Source organism: Hylemonella gracilis ATCC 19624 (assembly GCF_000211835.1).
GTDB classification, from domain to species: Bacteria; Pseudomonadota; Gammaproteobacteria; order Burkholderiales; family Burkholderiaceae_C; genus Hylemonella; species Hylemonella gracilis.
In genome coordinates this window covers 49,041-66,976 of the sequence record NZ_AEGR01000102.1, presented here as the reverse complement: position 1 = coordinate 66,976, position 17,936 = coordinate 49,041, and the positions used below count along the sequence as shown (strand labels likewise).

Genomic DNA, 17,936 nt, shown 5'->3' with positions numbered 1-17,936 from the left:
GGACCTTTCTGCTCAGAAGGGATGCATGCCCACGGCCGTGGCCGCGTTCTCGATGGGCACGGCGAAGCCGATGCCAATGAAGGTGCGTTGCTCGCTCGGGTTCAAGATGGCGGTCACGATGCCCACCACCTGGCCATCCAGCGTCACCAAGGGCCCGCCCGAGTTGCCAGGGTTGGCCGCGGCGTCGAACTGGATCAGGTTGCCGATGACCTGTTTGCCCTCGGGGGAGCGGAAACTGCGCCCCAGGCCCGAGACCACGCCACTGCTGACCGAGGGGCCGATGCCGAAGGGGAAACCCACGGCGACCACGCCATCGCCGGGCCGCAGACCCGCGGTCGAACGCAGGGTGGCCGGTTCCATGTCGTCGGGTACCCGACGGGCCTGCAGAACCGCCAGGTCGTTCTCGGTTTGGGTGTTGCTGATGTAGGCCGGTGAGCTGCTGCCGTCGAAGAACGTGACCTCGACGCGCTGTGCGCCAGCGACCACGTGCAGATTCGTGAGGATGACGCCGCTGTCGACGATCACCACGCCCGTGCCGACACCGTGGGGCTCCTCCCCCCCCTTGCCATCGGAAGTGAAGCTTTGCACGCGCACGACCGCGGGCGCGATCGCCGCGGCGGCGCGCGCGGCTGGCGAGGGCAGCACGGCTGTCTCCAGCGTCTTGAGCACGGCGGCGTCGATGTCCTGCTGGGTCAGCTTGCGCTCGGCTTGCTTAGGCCACAGCGCTTGAATCATCAGACCGAGCAGGGCCGCCACTGCCAATCCGCGCCAGAAATGCGGTCGCAGCCGCCGTGTCCACCCGGCAAGCAGTCTGGGCAGCGCACTCGATGGCAGATCTGGCGGCACACGCATGATCGGCTCCTGCGTAGGGGATGGAGCGACAGTAGCACGGACGGGTGGTTTTTGCAGCCCCGTGATGTACGGGGGTGAGGTGCGAAACCCTGACCGTTGCCAGCTTGCCTGACTAAAAGCAAGCGCTCATCGGCCCACGCAGGGCGCGGGCGCGGCGTGGCTGCCTGCCCGGCAGCCCCCGGCTCAGGTTCTGAACTTGCCGTCGAGGTAGAACCAGCGGCCCGCCAGGCGGACGAAACGGCTGACTTCGTGCAGCCGGGTCGCGCGTCCGCCCCACTTGCTGCGTGCCACGAATTCCACCGTGGCGTGGTCACCTTCCTCCCGTGCCGCGCGCACCTCCAGGCCCAACCAGCGCACGCCTGTGTCGAATTGCAGCTCGGCCGGGCGGGTGTCCGGATGCCAAGTGGACAGCAGGTAGTCCGCGCGGCCCAGCACGAAGGCGCTGTAACGTGAGCGCATCAAGGTTTCTGCGCTGGGGGCTGGGGGTGCCGTCGGGTGGGCGGACTGCGGGCCGTCAGCCTCTGGGGCCTCGCCATGCCAGCGTCCGCAGCAGCCGGCGTAGCCCAGGCCGCTGCCGCAGGGGCAAGGGTCTGGGTAGGGAATAGGGACCGGTGTGGTCGTCATAGCCGCAGCTCCCAGGTTTCACCGACCAAGCGCTGGCCGAAGCTCTCGTGCGGCTCGCTGGCGATCAACTGGTAGCCGGCCTGAGCGTAGAGCGTGCGCGCGGCGGTGAGGATGCTGTTGGTCCACAGCCGGATGCGTTCATAACCGGCCTCGCGGGCGAATCGCGTGCATTCGCCCACCAATTGCTTGCCGATGCCCAGGCCCCGTGCCGCGGGTTCCACGATCAGCAGTCGCAACTGGGCCACGCCCGGTTCGGGCTGTCCCCGGGTTTCGTCCTGGGCCTGCACAAGGAAGACGCAGCCCAATGGGGGGCCGCCCGCGTCGGTCATCTCGCCGTTTGCCTGCGTGGTTGTCAAAGGGGCGGCAACGCGCTCGGCGATCCAGGCGCATTCGCGCCGGGGGTCGAGGTGATCGATGTAGTCCGCGCCGATGCGCGCCACCATGGCTTCGAAGCGCCCGTCCCAGCCGTATTCCTGTGCGTACAGCGCGGCGTGGCGCGAGATCATCCAGCCGACGTCCCCCGGGCGCAGACCGCGCAGTCGCACGGCGCCCTTCTGATGGCGGTCCAGCAAGGACTCGATGCGTTGGGCCGCGTACAGCAGCTCCTGCTGCTCGCCTTCGGTCAGCGGCGCGAGCAAGGCGCCCATCTGGGCTTGGGCACGCTGCTCCAGCGGCGCCAAGGCGCGTTGGCCCGAGGGCGTGAGAGACAGGAGGGTTTGCCGGCCATCGTGCGCCGCGCGCTCGGCCTTCAACAGCTTGCGGTCGCGCAGGCTGGCGAGCAGGCGGCTCAGGTAGCCCGCGTCCAGCTGCAGGGCCTCGGCCAATCCGCTGGCCGTGAGTCCGGGTGTGTGCGCCAGTTCCCAGAGCACGCGCGACTCGGGCAGCGAAAACGACGATTCCAGCAGGCGGTCCTGCAGCACGCCGATGCGGCGCGTGTAAAAGCGGTTGAAGGCGCGCAGCGTCGCGGCGCGGTTGGACGCGGTCGGTTTGGCGACAGGGGCTACTTGCGGGGCAGCTTGGTTCATGAAACCAGTGTGATGCAAATACTTGCTTTTGGCAAGTATTTTCTCGGACATTCCGCTTGCGGCATCATCCGTGCCATGACGCAGCCCCGCGACACCTTCATCGACACGCACGTGCATCTCGACGCGCCAGAGTTCCTGCAGGACGTGGCCACCGTGCGTGCCCGCGCACGTGACCGGGGCGTGACATGTTGCGTGCTGCCCGCGGTGCAGGCCCGGGACTTCGAGCGCGCGCGGGCCCTGGCGCACGAGTTCGGCGATGCCTATGCCCTAGGCATCCACCCCTTGTTCGTGGCAGCGGCCGAGGACCAGGACTTGGCCCGCCTGGACCAAGCCCTGACTCGGCATCGGGACGATCCTCGGCTGGTGGCGGTGGGCGAGATCGGGTTGGATCTGTTCGTGCCGGCTCTGTGCGAGGAACCTTTGCGGACGCGGCAGCTCTTCTTCTACCGGGAGCAACTCAAGCTCGCGAAGAAACACCGTCTGCCGGTCATTCTGCATGTGCGTCGTTCGGCCGACCTGCTGCTCAAGGGCTTGCGGGATCTGGCCGGGCCGGGCGAGGCCTGGCATGGCATCGCGCACGCCTTCAATGGCAGCCTGCAGCAGGCCCAGGCCTTCATCGACCTGGGCTTCAAGCTGGGCTTTGGCGGCGCGCTCACCTACGAGCGCGCCACCAAACTGCGCGAGTTGGCGCGTGTCTTGCCTCTGGAGGCGCTGGTGCTCGAGACCGATGCGCCGGACATCCCCCCACACTGGCTCTACACCACGGCAGCGCAACGCGAACAGGGCCTGGCCCAGGGGCGCAACGAGCCCGGCGAGCTGCCGCGCATCGCGCTGGTCCTGGCCGAGTTGCGTGGCGTGGACCTCGCCCATGTGGCGCGCGACACCCGAGCCAATGCCTTGGCGGCCTTGCCGCGCCTGGACGCCCTTTTAGGGGCGACCGGCCCTGCCCTGGCATGACACGACTGACCGGTCTGGCGCCCATCATTGGGCCCGGCACCCGTCTGCTGATCTTGGGCAGCTTCCCCAGCGTCGCGTCCCTGCGCGACCAGCGGTATTACGCGCACCCTCGGAACCATTTTTGGAGCATCTTGCAAGCGTTGTGGCCCGGCTTTCCCGTGCCCGAGGCCAGCGATTACGAGGCGCGTTGCGCCTGGGTGTTGGCGCGGGGCTTGGGCATCTGGGATGTGTACGCCAGCTGTGAGCGTGAGGGCAGTTTGGACAGCGCGATCCGCCATGCGGTCGTGAATGATTTTTCGGCGCTGCCGGCCTTGTTTCCGCAACTCCGGCTGATCGCGCACAACGGCGGCGAAAGTTACAAGCATGCGAAGTACACGGCGGGCTTGGGCCTGCCCGTTTTGCGCTTGCCGTCCAGCAGTCCCGCCAACGCGAGTTGGAGCCTGGAGCGCAAGCGCGCCGCCTGGCGCGACGCGGCCGTTCAGGCCGGTCTGCTCTGAGTCAGCGCGGAGAGGGCCACTGAGAGGGGCCGCGGAGATAATCCCCGCACCTTGAAACAAGCAAACGTTCCCCACCTGCCCGACGTCCAGTTTTCCGACGAAGGGCGCATCCGACACCTGCACCTGGACAGCATCTGGATCCAGGGCTCCATGGACTTGCGCGACCCGGTGCGTCTCGTGCACGAGTACGTGCAACGCATGATGGCCTGGCTGCTGTTCGTGGAGCCCGACGGCGTGCCGCGGCGGCGCGCCATGCAACTCGGCCTGGGCGCTGGTTCGCTGACCAAGTTCTGCGTCAAGGTGCTGCGCATGCCGACCACGGTGATCGAGCTGAACCCCGGCGTGCTGCATGCCTGCCGGGGCTGGTTCCACCTGCCCGAGCCAGGGCCGCTGTTGGAAATCGTCCTGGCGGACGCGGAGCAGGAGATCGAGCAAGCCAAGTGGTGGGGCACGGTGGATGCTTTGCAGGTTGACCTGTATGACCACGATGCCGCGGCGCCGGTGCTCGACAGCGTGGCCTTCTATGCCGGGTGCCGGCGTCTCTTGACCGAGCACGGCTGCATGACGGTCAACCTGTTTGGCCGCCGGGCGAGTTTTCACCAGAGCGTGGCGCGCATGGCCGAGGCCTTTGGCCCCTCTGCGCTGTGGCGCTTCAAGGCCACCCGCGAGGGCAATACCGTGGTGCTGGCTTTCAACGGCGCCACGCAAGGCGGTGACCCGGGTTCCGTGCTGCGCCAGCGCGCGTCACGTGTTGCCTTGAGCGCCCGCGCCGAGGACATCGAGGCACGCTGGGGTCTGCCCGCGTTGAAATGGTTGAAAGGGTTGGAGCCGGTGTTCGACACCGAGACCCCCTAGCCCGTGAAGCCCGAGGGGCCTTGGCGTGAACGGCGCTACGCAGCCTTGGCCCGCACCCGTGGAGGCCTTGTTGACGTTCCAGCAGCGGCGATGCAAACGCCCCACACCGGCGGATGGTAAACAGTAAAGAAGCGTAAAGAGGGATTGTTTCCATCGCGGAGTAAGCGACATGATGGGCCAAGATGCCGCCATGGGGACTCGTTTTGCCCGTGAAATGAATGGCCTTGACGCCAGAAGCAAGGGTTTATAGGGAGAATCCAGAACAAATCCCTGGGGCAATCAGGTGCAGAATGTGCCCCTTTTGGGCTGGGGGTTATCCCCGGCTGGTTCAGGAGAAGTGTGCGTGAAAGTGATCAAGAGCGAGAAGGATTTCTTCTCGGGCCTGATGTTCGTCATCGTGGGCGGCGCCTTTGCCATAGGCGCGACTGAATACACCGTCGGAACAGGTGCTCGCATGGGGCCGGGGTACTTCCCGCTCTTGTTGGGCATCCTGCTGACGATTCTGGGTGTGTTTGTCATGCTCAAGGGATTGCGCAAATCCCAGGATGGCGCAGGCGACAAGTTGGGCAAGGTGGCCTGGAAGCCGCTGGTCTTCATCATCAGCGCCAACCTGCTGTTTGGACTTTTCCTGGGGGGCTTGCCCAGCATTGGCTTGCCGTCCATGGGCTTGATCGCTGCCATCTATGCGCTGACCATCGTCTCGGGGTTGGCGGGCGAGCAGTTCTCTCTCAAGGGTTCGCTGATTTTGTCCACGATCCTGGCCGCGGCCAGCTACGTGGCGTTCGTGAAGCTGCTGAATCTGCAGTTCCAGGTCTGGCCCGCATTCATCACCGGTTAAAGGGTCCGTACCATGGAATTGTTTAATCACCTCGCGATGGGTTTTGGCGTTGCCTTCACCTTTCAGAACCTCATCTACGCCCTGATCGGTTGCGTTCTGGGCACCCTGATCGGCGTGCTGCCCGGCGTGGGCCCCGTGGCCACCATCGCCATGCTGTTGCCCGCCACCTACGCCTTGCCGCCGGTGGCCGCGCTCATCATGCTGGCCGGTATTTATTACGGCGCGCAGTACGGTGGCTCGACCACGGCCATTCTGGTGAACTTGCCGGGCGAATCTTCGTCGGTGGTGACCGTCATCGACGGCTACCAGATGGCGCGCAAGGGGCGGGCGGGTCCCGCGCTGGCGGCGGCCGGTCTGGGTTCCTTCTTCGCGGGTTGCGTGGGCACCCTGGTGCTGGCCGCGTTTGCCCTGCCCCTCACGGAGGTGGCCTTCAAGTTCGGTCCCGCGGAGTACTTCTCGCTGATGGTGCTGGGCATGATCGGCGCCGTGGTGCTCGCTTCGGGCTCCTTGCTCAAGGCGATTTCGATGATCGTGCTGGGTCTGCTACTGGGTCTGGTGGGCACCGATGTGAACTCCGGCGTCGCACGCTACAGCTTCGATATTCCTGAGCTGACCGATGGCATCAACTTCATCGTGATCGCGATGGGCGTGTTCGGCTACGGTGAAATCATCCAGAATCTTTCTCACTCGGAGGAGAAGCGGGAAGTGTTCACGGGTAAGGTCAAGAACATCTACCCGACGCTTCAAGACCTGAAGTTGATGGCGCCCGCGGTGTTGCGTGGCACGACCTTGGGTGCCTGCCTGGGCATCTTGCCGGGCGGCGGGGCCTTGCTGGCCTCCTTCGCGGCGTACACGCTGGAAAAGAAAACCAAGCTCAAGCCGGGTGAAGTGCCGTTCGGACAGGGCAACATCCGGGGCGTGGCCGCGCCGGAATCGGCCAACAACGCAGGCGCGCAGACGTCCTTCATCCCCCTGCTGACGCTGGGCATCCCCCCCAACCCGGTGATGGCCCTGATGGTGGGTGCCATGACGATCCACAACATCCAGCCCGGTCCGCAGGTGATGACGAGCAACCCGGAACTGTTCTGGGGGCTGATCGCCTCCATGTGGCTCGGCAATCTGATGCTGATCATTCTGAACTTGCCGCTGATCGGGATGTGGATCAAGCTGCTGTCCGTGCCCTACAAGTGGCTGTTCCCGTCCATCGTCTTGTTCTGCGCGATTGGCGTGTATTCGACCAACAACAACACCTTCGACGTCTGGCTGGTGGCCTTGTTCGGCGTGATTGGGTATGGCTTCATCAAGCTCGGCGTGGAGCCTGCCCCCCTCCTCTTGGGCTACATCCTCGGACCGATGATGGAGGAAAACTTGCGGCGTGCCCTGCTGCTGTCCAGGGGGGACTGGGCCGTTCTCCTGACCCGGCCGATTTCCGCCGGCTTGCTTGCCGCCGCAGCCTTGCTGCTGATCATCGTGCTCTTGCCAGCGGTCAAGTCCAAGCGCGAAGAGGCGTTTGTCGAGGACTGATAAGCTCGGGCAAGCAGACCCCAGATTGAAAAACGGCGCTGCGGCGCCGTTTTTTCTTTCTCCAAGTTCCTCGCAGAGTCACCCCATGTCCTTCAGCTACAGCAATCCTTACCCGAGCACGCGCCTGCCGGTGTTCGCGCGCAACATTGTTTCCACCTCGCACCCGCTGGCGGCACAGGCTGGCCTGCGCATCCTTCAGCAGGGCGGCAACGCCGTGGACGCAGCCATCGCCGCCGCGGCGGCGATGACCATCGTGGAGCCGGTGAGCAATGGTTTGGGCAGCGATGCGTTCGCCATTCTTTGGGATGGTCAGCAATTGCATGGCCTCAACGCCTCGGGCCGCGCGCCTCAGACCTGGACGCCCGACTACTTCCGCCGCAAGTACGGCGCCGATGCGCTGAACCCACCCAAACGCGGCATGGACAGCGTGACCGTGCCTGGCGCGGTGGCTGGTTGGGTGGCGCTGAGCGAACGCTTCGGCAAGCTGCCCTTCGCCGATGTGCTGGCGCCCGCCATCGACATTGCCGAGCGCGGCTACCTGATGCCCGTGGTGGTGCAGCAGAAATGGGCTGCCGCCACGCCCGAGCTGCAAGGGCTGCCGGGTTTCGCCGCGAACTTCCTGCCCTGGGGACGCGCGCCCGAGGTGGGCGAGTTGTTCAAGTTCACCGCTGCGGCACGCGGCCTGCGTGCCATTGCCGCAAGCAAAGGCGCGGCCTTCTACGGCGGTGAAATCGCCGAGGCGATCGTGAAGTTCTCGGCACAGAACGGTGGCAGCCACGCGGTCAGCGACTTCGCGAACTACAAGCCGGAATGGGTGAAGCCGATCTCCCAGGATTACCGCGGCCACACCTTGCATGAGATTCCTCCCAACGGGCAAGGCATCACGGCCCTGATTGCCCTGGGCATCCTCTCGCATTTCGACCTCAAGAGCTTGCCGGTGGACAGCACAGCCTCGCAGCACCTGCAGATCGAGGCCATGAAGCTGGCCTTCGCGGACGTCTACCGTTACGTGGCCGAGCCGGGCAAGATGGAGGTCACGGCGGCGCAGTTGCTGGACCCGGCCTACCTGGCTCAGCGCGCCAAGCTGATCGACATGAAGAAGGCCCAGGACTTCGGCGCGGGGAACCCGGTCAAGGGCGGCACCATCTACCTGACCACGGCGGACGAGAGCGGCATGATGGTCAGCTTCATCCAAAGCAACTTCATGGGCTTCGGCTCGGGCTGCGTGGAACCCACTTTTGGCGTCAGCCTGCAGAACCGTGGCCACGGCTTCACACTGGATGCGAAGGCCGCGAACGCGGCCAACCTGGTCGCGCCGGGCCAGCGACCTTTCCACACCATCATCCCGGCCTTCCTGACCAAAGACGGCCAGCCCGTGATGAGCTACGGCGTCATGGGCGCCAACATGCAACCACAAGGCCATGTGCAGACCTTGGTGCGCATGCTGGACTACGGCCAGAACCCGCAGACCGCCTGTGACGCGCCGCGCTGGCGCTACAACGCGGGCTTGGAGATCAACGTCGAACAGCAGATGCGCGCCGACACCGTGGCCGGCCTGGGCGCTCTGGGCCACCGCATGGAAATCATCAACGACAACTACCAGGATTTCGGCGCGGGCCAGTTCATCTGGCGCATGGGCGATCCGGGTGTCGAGGGCTACATGGCCGCCAGCGACGCGCGGCGCGACGGCTTGGCCGCGGGTTACTGAGTCAGCGCATGCCGAAAGTGTGCTGATGCAGGCGGCTCTCACTCACAAAGGGGACCGGGCCACCGGTCTGATCTATGCCACCGTGGGTGCGGTGGCCTTCAGCGGCAAGGCGATCATCGTCAAGCTGGCCTACCGACACGGCGTGGACGCGGTCACGCTGTTGATGTACCGCATGCTGTTCGCGCTGCCCATTTTCCTGGGCATGGCCTGGTGGAGCGGCCGGGGGCAGGCCCCGCTGACCCGCAAGGACTGGCTGGGCATCCTGGGCCTGGGGCTCACGGGCTACTACCTCGCGAGCTTTCTCGACTTCGCCGGCCTGGCCTACATCACCGCTTCGCTGGAGCGGCTGATCCTCTACCTCAACCCGACGATTGTCATGTTGTTGGGCTGGTTGCTCTACCGCAAGGAGGTGTCCGCGCGGCAGATGCTGGCCATGGCCATCAGCTACGCGGGCGTGCTGCTGGTCTTTGGCCACGAAGTCAGCCTGCAGGGCAGCCATGTGCTCCTGGGTGTGCTGCTGGTCTTCGGCAGCGCGATCAGCTACGCGGTCTACCTGGTCTACAGCGGCCAGATGGTGCAGCGCCTGGGCACCTTGCGACTGGTGGGATGGGCGACCTCGGCCGCTTGCCTGTTCTGCATCGCGCAGTTCCTGCTGCTGCGGCCGATCTCGGCCATGCAGGTCGCGCCGCCCGTGCTCTGGCTCTCGCTGCTCAACGCCACGGCGTGCACGGCGGTGCCCGTGCTGCTGGTGATGATGGGCATCAAGCGCATCGGTCCCGCGGCGGCGGCCCAGGCTGGCATGGTCGGGCCGCTGTCCACCATCCTGATGGGCGCGCTGCTGCTCGATGAGCCATTGACCTTGTGGGTGCTGGCGGGCACGGCGCTGGTGCTCACCGGAATTTTTCTGTTCAGCAAGAAATAGAAATGACTACCCCCAGGCTGCGCGCCCGCTGGGCGCTTCGCCACCCCCTCCCGCACGCGGAGGGGGCGCACTCAGCGGCCCGGCAAAGCCGGTTCCGCGAGCGCCCTGGGTGGGGTATAGGCAGTCAAGTGTTTTTTCATTATTGAAATTTTCTTAAAGAGGAAGCAAATGGATTTGGGCATCAAGGGCAAATGGGCGCTGGTCGGCGGCGCGAGCAAGGGACTGGGCTACGGCTGTGCGCAAGCACTAGCGAAAGAGGGCGTGAACGTCGTCATCGTCGCGCGCGGCAAGGATGCCTTGCTGGACGCCGCCACGCGTCTGAAAGCCGAATCGCCTGGGGTGGAAGTCATCGCCGTGCCGGTGGACATCACCACGCCCGAGGGGCGCGCGGCCATCTTCGCCGAACGCAAGGACTACGACATCGTGGTCACCAACGCGGGCGGTCCGCCGCCTGGCGACTTCCGCAGCTGGGATCGCGAAGCCTGGATCAAGGCCGTGGACGCCAACATGCTCACGCCCATCGAGCTGATCAAGGCCACCATCGACGGCATGGCCGCGCGGGGCTACGGGCGCATCGTCAACATCACCTCCAGCGCGGTGAAGGCGCCGATCGACATCCTGGGCCTGTCCAATGGCGCGCGCAGCGGCCTGACGGGGTTCGTCGCGGGCCTGGCGCGCAACCCGCAAATCGCGAGCAAGGGCGTGACGCTCAACAACCTGTTGCCTGGCGCTTTTGACACCGACAGGCTGAAGGCCACCATGGTCGGCGCGGCCCAGAAGACTGGCAAGCCGATCGAAGCCATTGCCGACGCGCGCCGCCAGACCGTGCCCGCGCAGCGTTTCGGCACCCCCGATGAATTCGGCGCGATCTGCGCCTTTCTGTGCAGCGTGCACGCGGGCTACATCAATGGCCAGAACGTCCTGGCCGATGGCGGTGCGTATCCCGGCACGTATTGAGACTCACCCCCAGGCGCCGCGCCTTGTTGGGCGGGTAAGCCAGGGCATGCGCCCAGTATCGGGCCGGGGACACCGCCGAACCGGCTTGGCCGGGCGGCTGGTGTCGTCCCCCTAGGGGAAGGCGCCGCAGGCGACTCAGGGGGGCTTACCTTTTCGACGCGACCATGACTCCGCCGATCAGCAGCAGGAAGGCCGCGCCGTGGTAGAGCTGCGGCATCTCGCCCAGCAGCAGGGCCGAGAGCAGGGCGGTGAAGAAGGGGATGAAGCAGATGAAGAAGCTGGCGATGGTGGGGCCGGCGCGCCGCACCGCGGCACCCCAGGAACGGTAGGCCAGGACGGCCGGGCCGATGACCACATAGATCAGGGCGAGTACCAGCGGCCAGCCCCAAACGATGGCCTGGTCGGACAGCGCGGTTTCACCCGCCGCGAACATGCCGGCCCAGACCGAGCCGTACAGGGTCTGCGCGAACAGGAAGGCCGCCCAATCGCCACGGATGGCCTGCGGCTCACCCTGAGGCCGAACCAGCATCCAGCTGTAGACGGCCCAGCAGATGGTCGCCATCAGGATGTAGAAGTCTCCCGGCAGCAGGTGGAAGTTGCGCAGCGTGTCCAGGCTGCCGCGGCTGAGCACGAGCACCACGCCCGCGATGGACAGCAGCGAACCCGCCATCTGGCGGCGCGAGACCGGTTCCTTGAAGAAGACGCGACCCACCAATTGCATCCAGATCGGCATGCTGCTGCCCACCAGGGTCATGTTGATGGGCGATGAGGTTTGCAGCGCCATGTACTGCAGCGCGTTGTAGGCGCCCACGCTGAAGAGGCTGAGCCAGGCAAAGCGCCAGCGGTGCGCCCACAAGCCACTGCCGGGCCGCAAGACCCAGGCGGCCAGCGGCAGCAGCACGAGACTGGCCAGCGACCAGCGCAGGAAGTTGAACATCAAGGGGGGCACCAGGTCCACGACCAAGCGGCCGACGATGGCGTTGCCCGCCCAGAGGATCTGGGGAAGGGTGAGTAACGCGAGCGTGGAGAGGGTGAGACTGTGGGAGCGAGGGTTTGTGGTGTCTGACATGGTCCGCACTGTAGCAAGCGTGGGCACACGCCGTGCCTGCGCCATCTTGCCGCGCAGGGGGGGGCTGTCGCCCGCGAAACAGCGGGCGGCCCTTAGAATGCCCCGGCGTGTGCACAGAGGAGATGTTTTCCATGAGTCAGATTCGTTCCCGCGCCGTTCGCATCGACAAGAGCGGCGGACCGGAAGAGATGAAGGTGGTCGAGGTGACGGTGGGCGAGCCGGGCCCAGGCGAGATCCGCATCCGCCACCACGCGGTCGGTCTGAATTTCATCGATGTCTACCAGCGCACCGGTCTTTACCCTTTTCCCATGCCTCTGCAGTTGGGCATGGAGGGCGCGGGCGTGGTGGAAGCCGTGGGCGCGGGGGTCACGCATCTGAAGATCGGAGACCGCGCGGCCTACGCCAGCCAGCCGCCCGGTGCCTATTGCGATGTGCGCGTGATGCCCGCGAAATGCGTGTGCAAGCTGCCCGACGGCATTTCCTTCGAGACCGGTGCGGCCATGATGCTCAAGGGCCTGACCGCGCAATACCTGCTCAGGAAGACGTTGCCGGTCGAGGGACTGCAGCGCGGCGATTTCGTGCTCTTCCACGCGGCCGCGGGCGGCGTGGGCCAGATCGCCTGCCAGTGGGCGCGCGAACTGGGTCTGCAACTGATCGGCACCGCAGGTTCCGACGCGAAGTGCGCCCTGGCCAAGGCCAACGGTGCGGCCCACGTGATCAACTACAACACCGAGGATTTCTTGGTTCGCGTCAAGGAGATCACTGGGGGCCAGGGCGTGAAGGTGGTCTACGACAGCGTGGGCAAGGACACTTGGGACAAATCCCTGGACTGCCTGCGGCCCTTCGGGCTGATGGCGAGTTTCGGCAATTCCTCGGGTTCACCGGCGCCGTTTGCCCCGGGGCTGCTGGGCCCCAAGGGGTCCATCTACGTGACACGCCAAACCCTGTTCACGCACATCGCGACCCGTGAGAGCACCCAGGCCATGGCCGATGAGCTGTTCGCGGTCGTGGCCAGTGGCAAGGTGAAGATCAACATCGACCAGCGCTACAAGCTGGAAGACGTGCAGCAGGCGCATCGCGACCTCGAGGCCCGCAAGACCACCGGCAGCACCATCCTCACGCTGTGAGTCAGGCCGCCTCATGTTGACCTGGAGCCTCCGCCGGTGACTGATCTGCTGCGTTATCAGCGCGCGCCGCTGCAAGCGCGTGACCCCCTGTGGCTGCGCATCGGCGCGGCAGCACCTCTGCGCATCGGTTCGGTCGTGCCGGAGGTGGCGCACGCCCTGGCCTTGGCCTCCTTCGAGGCGGGTTGGTGCATCCACGCCTTCAGCCGTCCCGACGCGACCTTGGCCACGCTGGCGCAAACCTTGCGCGAGCGCGGCCTGCTCGGCGCTTGGCGCGATGAACTGCTGCCGGTGCATGCCGAGTCGGAGGGCGTGCAACTGGGCGAACCCGTGGGTCGGATCGAACGTGCCGCCGTGCGTGCGCTGGGCATCGCCACGCGCGCGGTGCACTTGCACGGTGTATCGGCATCGCTGCGCGAGGACGAACCGCATCGCGTCTGGGTGCAACTCCGTTCCTTGGACAAGGCCAATGACCCCGGCTTGTGGGACACGCTGATGGGCGGCATGGTCAGCGCGGCGGACACGCTGGAACAGGCGCTGGCCCGCGAGACCTGGGAAGAAGCTGGGTTGAGACTGGACGCCTTGCATGACGTGGCTCACGCGGGTGTGCTGGAAATCCGCAAGCCCAGCGATGTCGCTTCGGGCGTGGGCTACACCGTGGAGCGCATCGACTGGTACCGTTGCACGGTGCCGGCGGGGATCGAACCCATCAATCAGGATGGCGAAGTGGAGCGTTTCGAGCTCGTCTCGCCCGATCGCGTGCGCGCGGACGTGGCGGCCGGGCGGTACACGCTGGAGGCCGCGCTGATACTCGCGCCGGACCTGGTTCAGCCTGCGGGCTGAGCGCGCGACGCTAACGCAGCAGCGCCAGCACGCCTTGGGGGATTTGGTTCGCCTGCGCGACCATGGCCGTGCCCGCCTGTTGCAGCACTTGCGCGCGTGACAGCGCGGCGGTTTCTCGCGCGAAGTCCGCGTCCACGATGCGCGAGCGGCTCGCGGTCAGGCTCTCGGCGGAAATCTGCAGGTTGGCGATGGTTTGCTCCAGGCGCGACATCTGCCCCCCCAAGTTGGCGCGCAGGCGGCTGGTGTATTCGAGCGCCTGGTCCATGCGCAGGATGGCCTTGTTGGCGCCGTTGACGTCGCTGATGTCCACGTCCGTGAGGTTGAGGGCGCCCAGGTTCATCCCACCGATGGCGGCGTCGATGGTCTGCTTGGCGTTGGCCCCGATGTGAAAGCGCAGGATGTTGCCGGTGCCGCCCCCGCTGCTTTCTTCCCATTCCTTCCAGACCTCGTTGAAGCCGGACAGCACATTGGTGCTGATGGTGCTGCCCGAATCGTTCACGATGTCTTCGGCGCTCATGGAAGGACCACCATCCACATCCGCGCCTCCGATTGCCCCGGTGTCGGCGTTGCCGAAGTTGAACGTCGAGATGAAGGCGGCCTTGTTGGCGTTGAAGTCGGCCACGAAAGCGGCCGTGCTGGCGTAAGACGTCACGGCCGCGAACGCGTCATCCAGTGTCTGGCCCGGCGTGCCTTGCAGGTACTGCAGCATGTCCTTGACGCCATTGCCGCCGGTCATGGTGTGCAGGTAGCGCACGGCGGTGTAGGCCGAGGAGTAGTCCACGCTCGTGCCGCCCCAGGCGGAGATGTTGTCGGCCAGTGTCGCGGGCACGCCGTCGGCCTGGACCCGTTCATCCGCGCCATGGATGAACTCGGCCACGCCTTCCAGGAACCAAGTGGCGCCGCCATCGTTGACCAGTTCGCCCCAACTCTGCCCCGTGGCCATGATGGCGTGCACCATTTCATGGGCGATGATGCGATCGCTGTAGAACGGTGCCGTGCCTCCGTTGGGCAGGTTGGGCGGAACGAAATCCGCCATGTCGATTTCCAGCGTGATGTTGGTGCCCGGGCCACTGGGGCCAGCGAGCGAAGTGACCCGCGCCGCGGTGCCGCCCGCGCCATCGGTGAAGACACTCAGGTCGATGGTGAAGGTGTTGCCGCTGCCCGCGATGCCATATGCGGCCTGGATCATCTGCTCGGTGTTTTCCAGCCAGCCGCCCTGCAGCCCCTCGATCACGGCGTCCTTGTCCAGGTCGCCCGTGGTGCCGCCGCCGACCATCTTGTTGCGGAACTGATCAAACACCTTGAGCGTGTTGAACTCCGTGCTGACACCCACCCGGTCGATCTCGGCCAGCAACTGGCTGACTTCAAGCTGCAAGGCGCGCCGGTCCGACGCCGAGTTGGTGGCGTTGGCGGACTGGATCGATAGCTCACGGATGCGCTGCAAGCCCCCCGAGACGTTGGAGATCGCGCCCTCCGCCGTCTGCAGCAGCGATACCGCGTCGTTCGCGTTGCGCATGGCCTGCTGCTGTCCGCGGATCTGGCTGGTGAAGCGTTCCGAAATGGCCAGGCCGGCGGCGTCGTCGCGGGCGCTGTTGACCCGCAGGCCGCTGGACAAGCGTTGGATCGTGGTCGTGAACGACGCATCGCTGCCGGCCAGATTCCTCCGGGCCGTCAGCGACAGCATGTTGGTGTTGATCGTCAGCGCCACGGGCAGTCCGGGTGAGGGGTGTCCTGGGGGAACCGTTTTCTTCGATCACTACAACCACGGCACAACCCGCCGGTTGGAAACAGGCGGGCAGAAGACGGGGTTTCATCCTCGTTTTCGGCGCGCCTGAGGGCGACTTGAGGGTTTGATCCGCGGAAAAGCAGGACGCCGGCCCGCGCCGACGGGATGCACCGGGTAAACCCGTGCTCGCCGCGTTCCGGGCTGGATCAGTTTTTCTGCGAGGGGGCTTCGGGCGGCATGCGCAGCCGCGTGGGCGCGAGCGCGCCGGCCGAATCCAGGATGGGGTAGGCGATCGAGCAGATGTGCGAGTTGATGCGCTTGAGGTCGCTGATCAGGTCCAGGTGCAGGGAGCTGGTTTCCATGCTCTGCACGGTTTGTCCGCTCAGACGCTCCAGGTGACTGGTGGCGTAGGCGCGTTCCAGGTCGCGAAAGCGCATTTTTTCCTCGAGCAGGCGCTGCGCGTCGCGCACATTGCCGTTCAGGAACACGCTCATGCCCAGGTTCATGTTGGCGATCAGGCGTTCATGCATCTCGCAGATCTCGGCCATGCCCGCCTCCGAGAAGGCCCGTCCCTTGCGGATCTTCTTGTCCTCGATGTCGAGCAGGATGCGCTCCACGATGTCACCGATCTGCTCCATGTTGATGGTGAAGCTGATGATGTCGGTCCAGCGGCGGCTGTCGGCCTCGTTCAATTGCTGGCGCGAGAGCTTGGTCAGGTAGTACTTGATGGACGAGTACAGGCTGTCCACCGTATCGTCCATCTTGCGCAGTTCCTCGGCCAGCTTGAGGTCGTTGTCCTTGATGACCGCGAGGACCCCGCGCAGCATGGTTTCCACGACGTCGGCCTGGTGCATGGCCTCGCGCGCCGCGCAGGAGATCGCCAGCGAGGGCGTGGCCAGCGCGGAAGGGTCCAGGTGCTGGGGCCGTTCCAGCGCCGAGGCCTTGTTGCGCGGCAGCAGGCGCTCCACCCAGCGCGCGACAGGGTGGGTGAGCCCCACGAAGATCAGCGCCGTGGCGATGTTGAAGCTCAGATGGAACAGCACGGTCAGCAGCGCCGGGTCCTGCACATGGAATTGCGCGCCGCGCAGCCAATACGGCACCAAGGGGATGGCCACCAGCACGCCCAGGCCCTTGAAGATGAGGTTGCCCAGCGGCACCTGGCGCGTGCTGGGGCTGGCGCGCAGGGTGGTCAGCACCGCCAGCAGGCCGCTGCCCAGGTTGGCGCCCAGCACCAGGCCTAGCGCCACGTCGATCGTGATGACCTGCAGCGCCAGGGTGGCGACCAGCAGCACCACCGCCAGGCTGGAATAAGCCAGCACGGTGAGCAGCGCACCGATCACGATTTCCAGCAGTCGGTCGCTCGCGAGCTGGCCGAGTATGAGTTGCACGGCCGGATTGCGGGTCAGCGTCGTCGTGGCCTCGCCCACCAGTTGCAGGGCCAGCAGCATCAGGCCCAGACCGATCAGCACACGGCCGACGTCACCCGTTGTGCTGCCTTGGCGCGCGATGAAGAGCGTCACGCCAAGGAAGATGAACAACGGCGACAGCCAGGACAGATCGAAGGAAAAAACCACCGCCATCAGGCTGGTGCCCATGTCCGCGCCCAGCATCACGGCCAGCGCGGCCGGCAGGGCGATCAGGCCTTGGCCGACGAAAGCCGAGGTGATGAGGGCGGTCGCTGTGCTGGACTGCACGACCGCCGTGACACCCAGGCCCGAGAGCATGGCCGTGAAGCGGTTACCCATGCTGGCGGCGAGGAAGTGCCGCAGGTTGCTGCCAAGGACGCGCAACACGTTGGTGCGCACGAGGTGCGTACCCCAGACCAGCAGCGCAATGGCCGCGAGCAAATTCAGCAGATGTTTCATAGGACGAAGGACCTGAAACTATACGCCTTCGAAGCACGCCCCGGGCACGGTTTACCGGGTGCGCCGCACGCGGCGCAGTTCGTCAATCAGCAGGAAGACCACGCCCAGCGTCAAGGCCGAGTCAGCGAGGTTGAAGGCAGGGAAATGCCAGCGTCCGATGTGGAAATCGATCATGTCCACCACGTAGCCATGGATCAGCCGGTCCAGCACATTGCCCACGGCACCGCCCATCAACAGGGCCAGGGCGAAGCAGAAGAGGCGCTGGCCCGCGTGGCTGAGCAGCAGGTAGACCATGAACAGCACGGCGACGACGCCCAGCACGATGAAGAACCAGCGCTGCCAGCCGTCGGCGTTGGCGAGGAAGGAGAAGGCCGCGCCGCGGTTGTGCACGCGCACGATGTTCAACCAGTCGGTCACGTAGGTGGCTTGACCGTAGTTGTAGTTCATCAGGATCAGCAGCTTGGTGAACTGATCGAGCAGCAGGGTCAGGGCGGCGACGCCGAGCCACTGCAGCAGGCCTTGGCTTCCACGGGTGGACATGGGTACTTTC

17 protein-coding genes are annotated in these 17,936 nt (G+C 65.7%); 10 read left to right on the top strand and 7 right to left on the bottom strand.

Features of this window, described 5'->3' with window-relative positions; all coding sequences use genetic code 11:
- Positions 1-12: 12 nt before the first annotated feature.
- From HGR_RS15520 to HGR_RS15510, 3 genes are all read right to left on the bottom strand, one after another.
- Complete coding sequence (locus HGR_RS15520; protein WP_081463568.1) at positions 13-852, bottom strand: S1C family serine protease; 840 nt, start codon at positions 850-852, stop codon at positions 13-15.
- Between the two features lie 183 nt (positions 853-1,035).
- Entirely contained in the window at positions 1,036-1,476 is a 441-nt protein-coding gene (locus HGR_RS15515) for a YchJ family protein (RefSeq protein WP_039853833.1), read from the bottom strand.
- A complete protein-coding gene (locus HGR_RS15510; RefSeq protein WP_138922567.1) occupies positions 1,473-2,501 on the bottom strand; it encodes a bifunctional helix-turn-helix transcriptional regulator/GNAT family N-acetyltransferase in 1,029 nt (342 codons plus the stop codon). The genes HGR_RS15515 and HGR_RS15510 overlap by 4 nt, the downstream gene beginning before the upstream one ends.
- Positions 2,502-2,513: 12 nt before the next feature.
- On the opposite strand from HGR_RS15510, the gene HGR_RS15505 reads away from it, so the two are divergent.
- The 8 genes from HGR_RS15505 (at position 2,514) to HGR_RS15470 (ending at position 10,759) form a co-directional block, all read left to right on the top strand.
- Positions 2,514-3,458: a TatD family hydrolase gene (locus HGR_RS15505; RefSeq protein ID WP_006299314.1), complete on the top strand. Its 945-nt coding sequence runs from the start codon at positions 2,514-2,516 to the stop codon at positions 3,456-3,458.
- A complete protein-coding gene (locus tag HGR_RS15500) occupies positions 3,455-3,955 on the top strand; it encodes a DNA-deoxyinosine glycosylase (protein ID WP_006299313.1) in 501 nt (166 codons plus the stop codon). The genes HGR_RS15505 and HGR_RS15500 overlap by 4 nt, the downstream gene beginning before the upstream one ends.
- Positions 3,956-4,006: 51 nt before the next feature.
- Entirely contained in the window at positions 4,007-4,810 is an 804-nt protein-coding gene (locus HGR_RS15495) for a spermidine synthase (protein WP_006299312.1), read from the top strand.
- A 385-nt stretch (positions 4,811-5,195) separates the two neighbouring features.
- Entirely contained in the window at positions 5,196-5,648 is a 453-nt protein-coding gene (locus tag HGR_RS15490; RefSeq protein WP_050797487.1) for a tripartite tricarboxylate transporter TctB family protein, read from the top strand.
- A 12-nt stretch (positions 5,649-5,660) separates the two neighbouring features.
- A complete protein-coding gene (locus HGR_RS15485) occupies positions 5,661-7,172 on the top strand; it encodes a tripartite tricarboxylate transporter permease (RefSeq protein WP_006299310.1) in 1,512 nt (503 codons plus the stop codon).
- Positions 7,173-7,257: 85 nt separating this feature from the next.
- On the top strand, positions 7,258-8,880 hold the full coding sequence (locus HGR_RS15480) for a gamma-glutamyltransferase family protein (RefSeq protein ID WP_006299309.1): 1,623 nt from the start codon (positions 7,258-7,260) through the stop codon (positions 8,878-8,880).
- Positions 8,881-8,905: 25 nt separating this feature from the next.
- Positions 8,906-9,802, top strand: a complete 897-nt coding sequence (locus HGR_RS15475) for a DMT family transporter (protein WP_006299308.1) — start codon at positions 8,906-8,908, stop codon at positions 9,800-9,802.
- Between the two features lie 168 nt (positions 9,803-9,970).
- On the top strand, positions 9,971-10,759 hold the full coding sequence (locus HGR_RS15470; protein WP_006299307.1) for an SDR family oxidoreductase: 789 nt from the start codon (positions 9,971-9,973) through the stop codon (positions 10,757-10,759).
- A gap of 145 nt (positions 10,760-10,904) precedes the next feature.
- Here the strand turns inward: HGR_RS15470 and HGR_RS15465 are convergent, their stop codons facing one another.
- Positions 10,905-11,828: a DMT family transporter gene (locus HGR_RS15465; RefSeq protein WP_006299306.1), complete on the bottom strand. Its 924-nt coding sequence runs from the start codon at positions 11,826-11,828 to the stop codon at positions 10,905-10,907.
- A gap of 131 nt (positions 11,829-11,959) precedes the next feature.
- Here HGR_RS15465 and HGR_RS15460 point away from each other — a divergent pair, with 131 nt between their 5' ends.
- Both HGR_RS15460 and HGR_RS15455 read left to right on the top strand, forming a co-directional pair.
- On the top strand, positions 11,960-12,955 hold the full coding sequence (locus tag HGR_RS15460; protein ID WP_006299304.1) for a quinone oxidoreductase family protein: 996 nt from the start codon (positions 11,960-11,962) through the stop codon (positions 12,953-12,955).
- Positions 12,956-12,991: 36 nt separating this feature from the next.
- Positions 12,992-13,795 carry an NUDIX hydrolase gene (locus HGR_RS15455; protein WP_006299303.1) on the top strand — a complete coding sequence of 268 codons (804 nt, stop codon included), beginning with the start codon at positions 12,992-12,994 and terminating at the stop codon, positions 13,793-13,795.
- Positions 13,796-13,805: 10 nt separating this feature from the next.
- Here HGR_RS15455 and HGR_RS15450 read toward each other — a convergent pair whose 3' ends face one another.
- From HGR_RS15450 to lspA, 3 genes are all read right to left on the bottom strand, one after another.
- Positions 13,806-15,503, bottom strand: a complete 1,698-nt coding sequence (locus tag HGR_RS15450) for a flagellinolysin (protein WP_006299301.1) — start codon at positions 15,501-15,503, stop codon at positions 13,806-13,808.
- Between the two features lie 224 nt (positions 15,504-15,727).
- The gene (locus HGR_RS15445) at positions 15,728-17,386 is read right to left on the bottom strand and encodes a Na/Pi cotransporter family protein (RefSeq protein ID WP_006299300.1); all 1,659 of its coding nucleotides are present in this window, start codon (positions 17,384-17,386) and stop codon (positions 15,728-15,730) included.
- 51 nt (positions 17,387-17,437) lie between these two features.
- Positions 17,438-17,926 carry a signal peptidase II gene (gene lspA / locus HGR_RS15440; protein WP_039853831.1) on the bottom strand — a complete coding sequence of 163 codons (489 nt, stop codon included), beginning with the start codon at positions 17,924-17,926 and terminating at the stop codon, positions 17,438-17,440.
- Between the last annotated feature and the right edge of the window lie 10 nt (positions 17,927-17,936).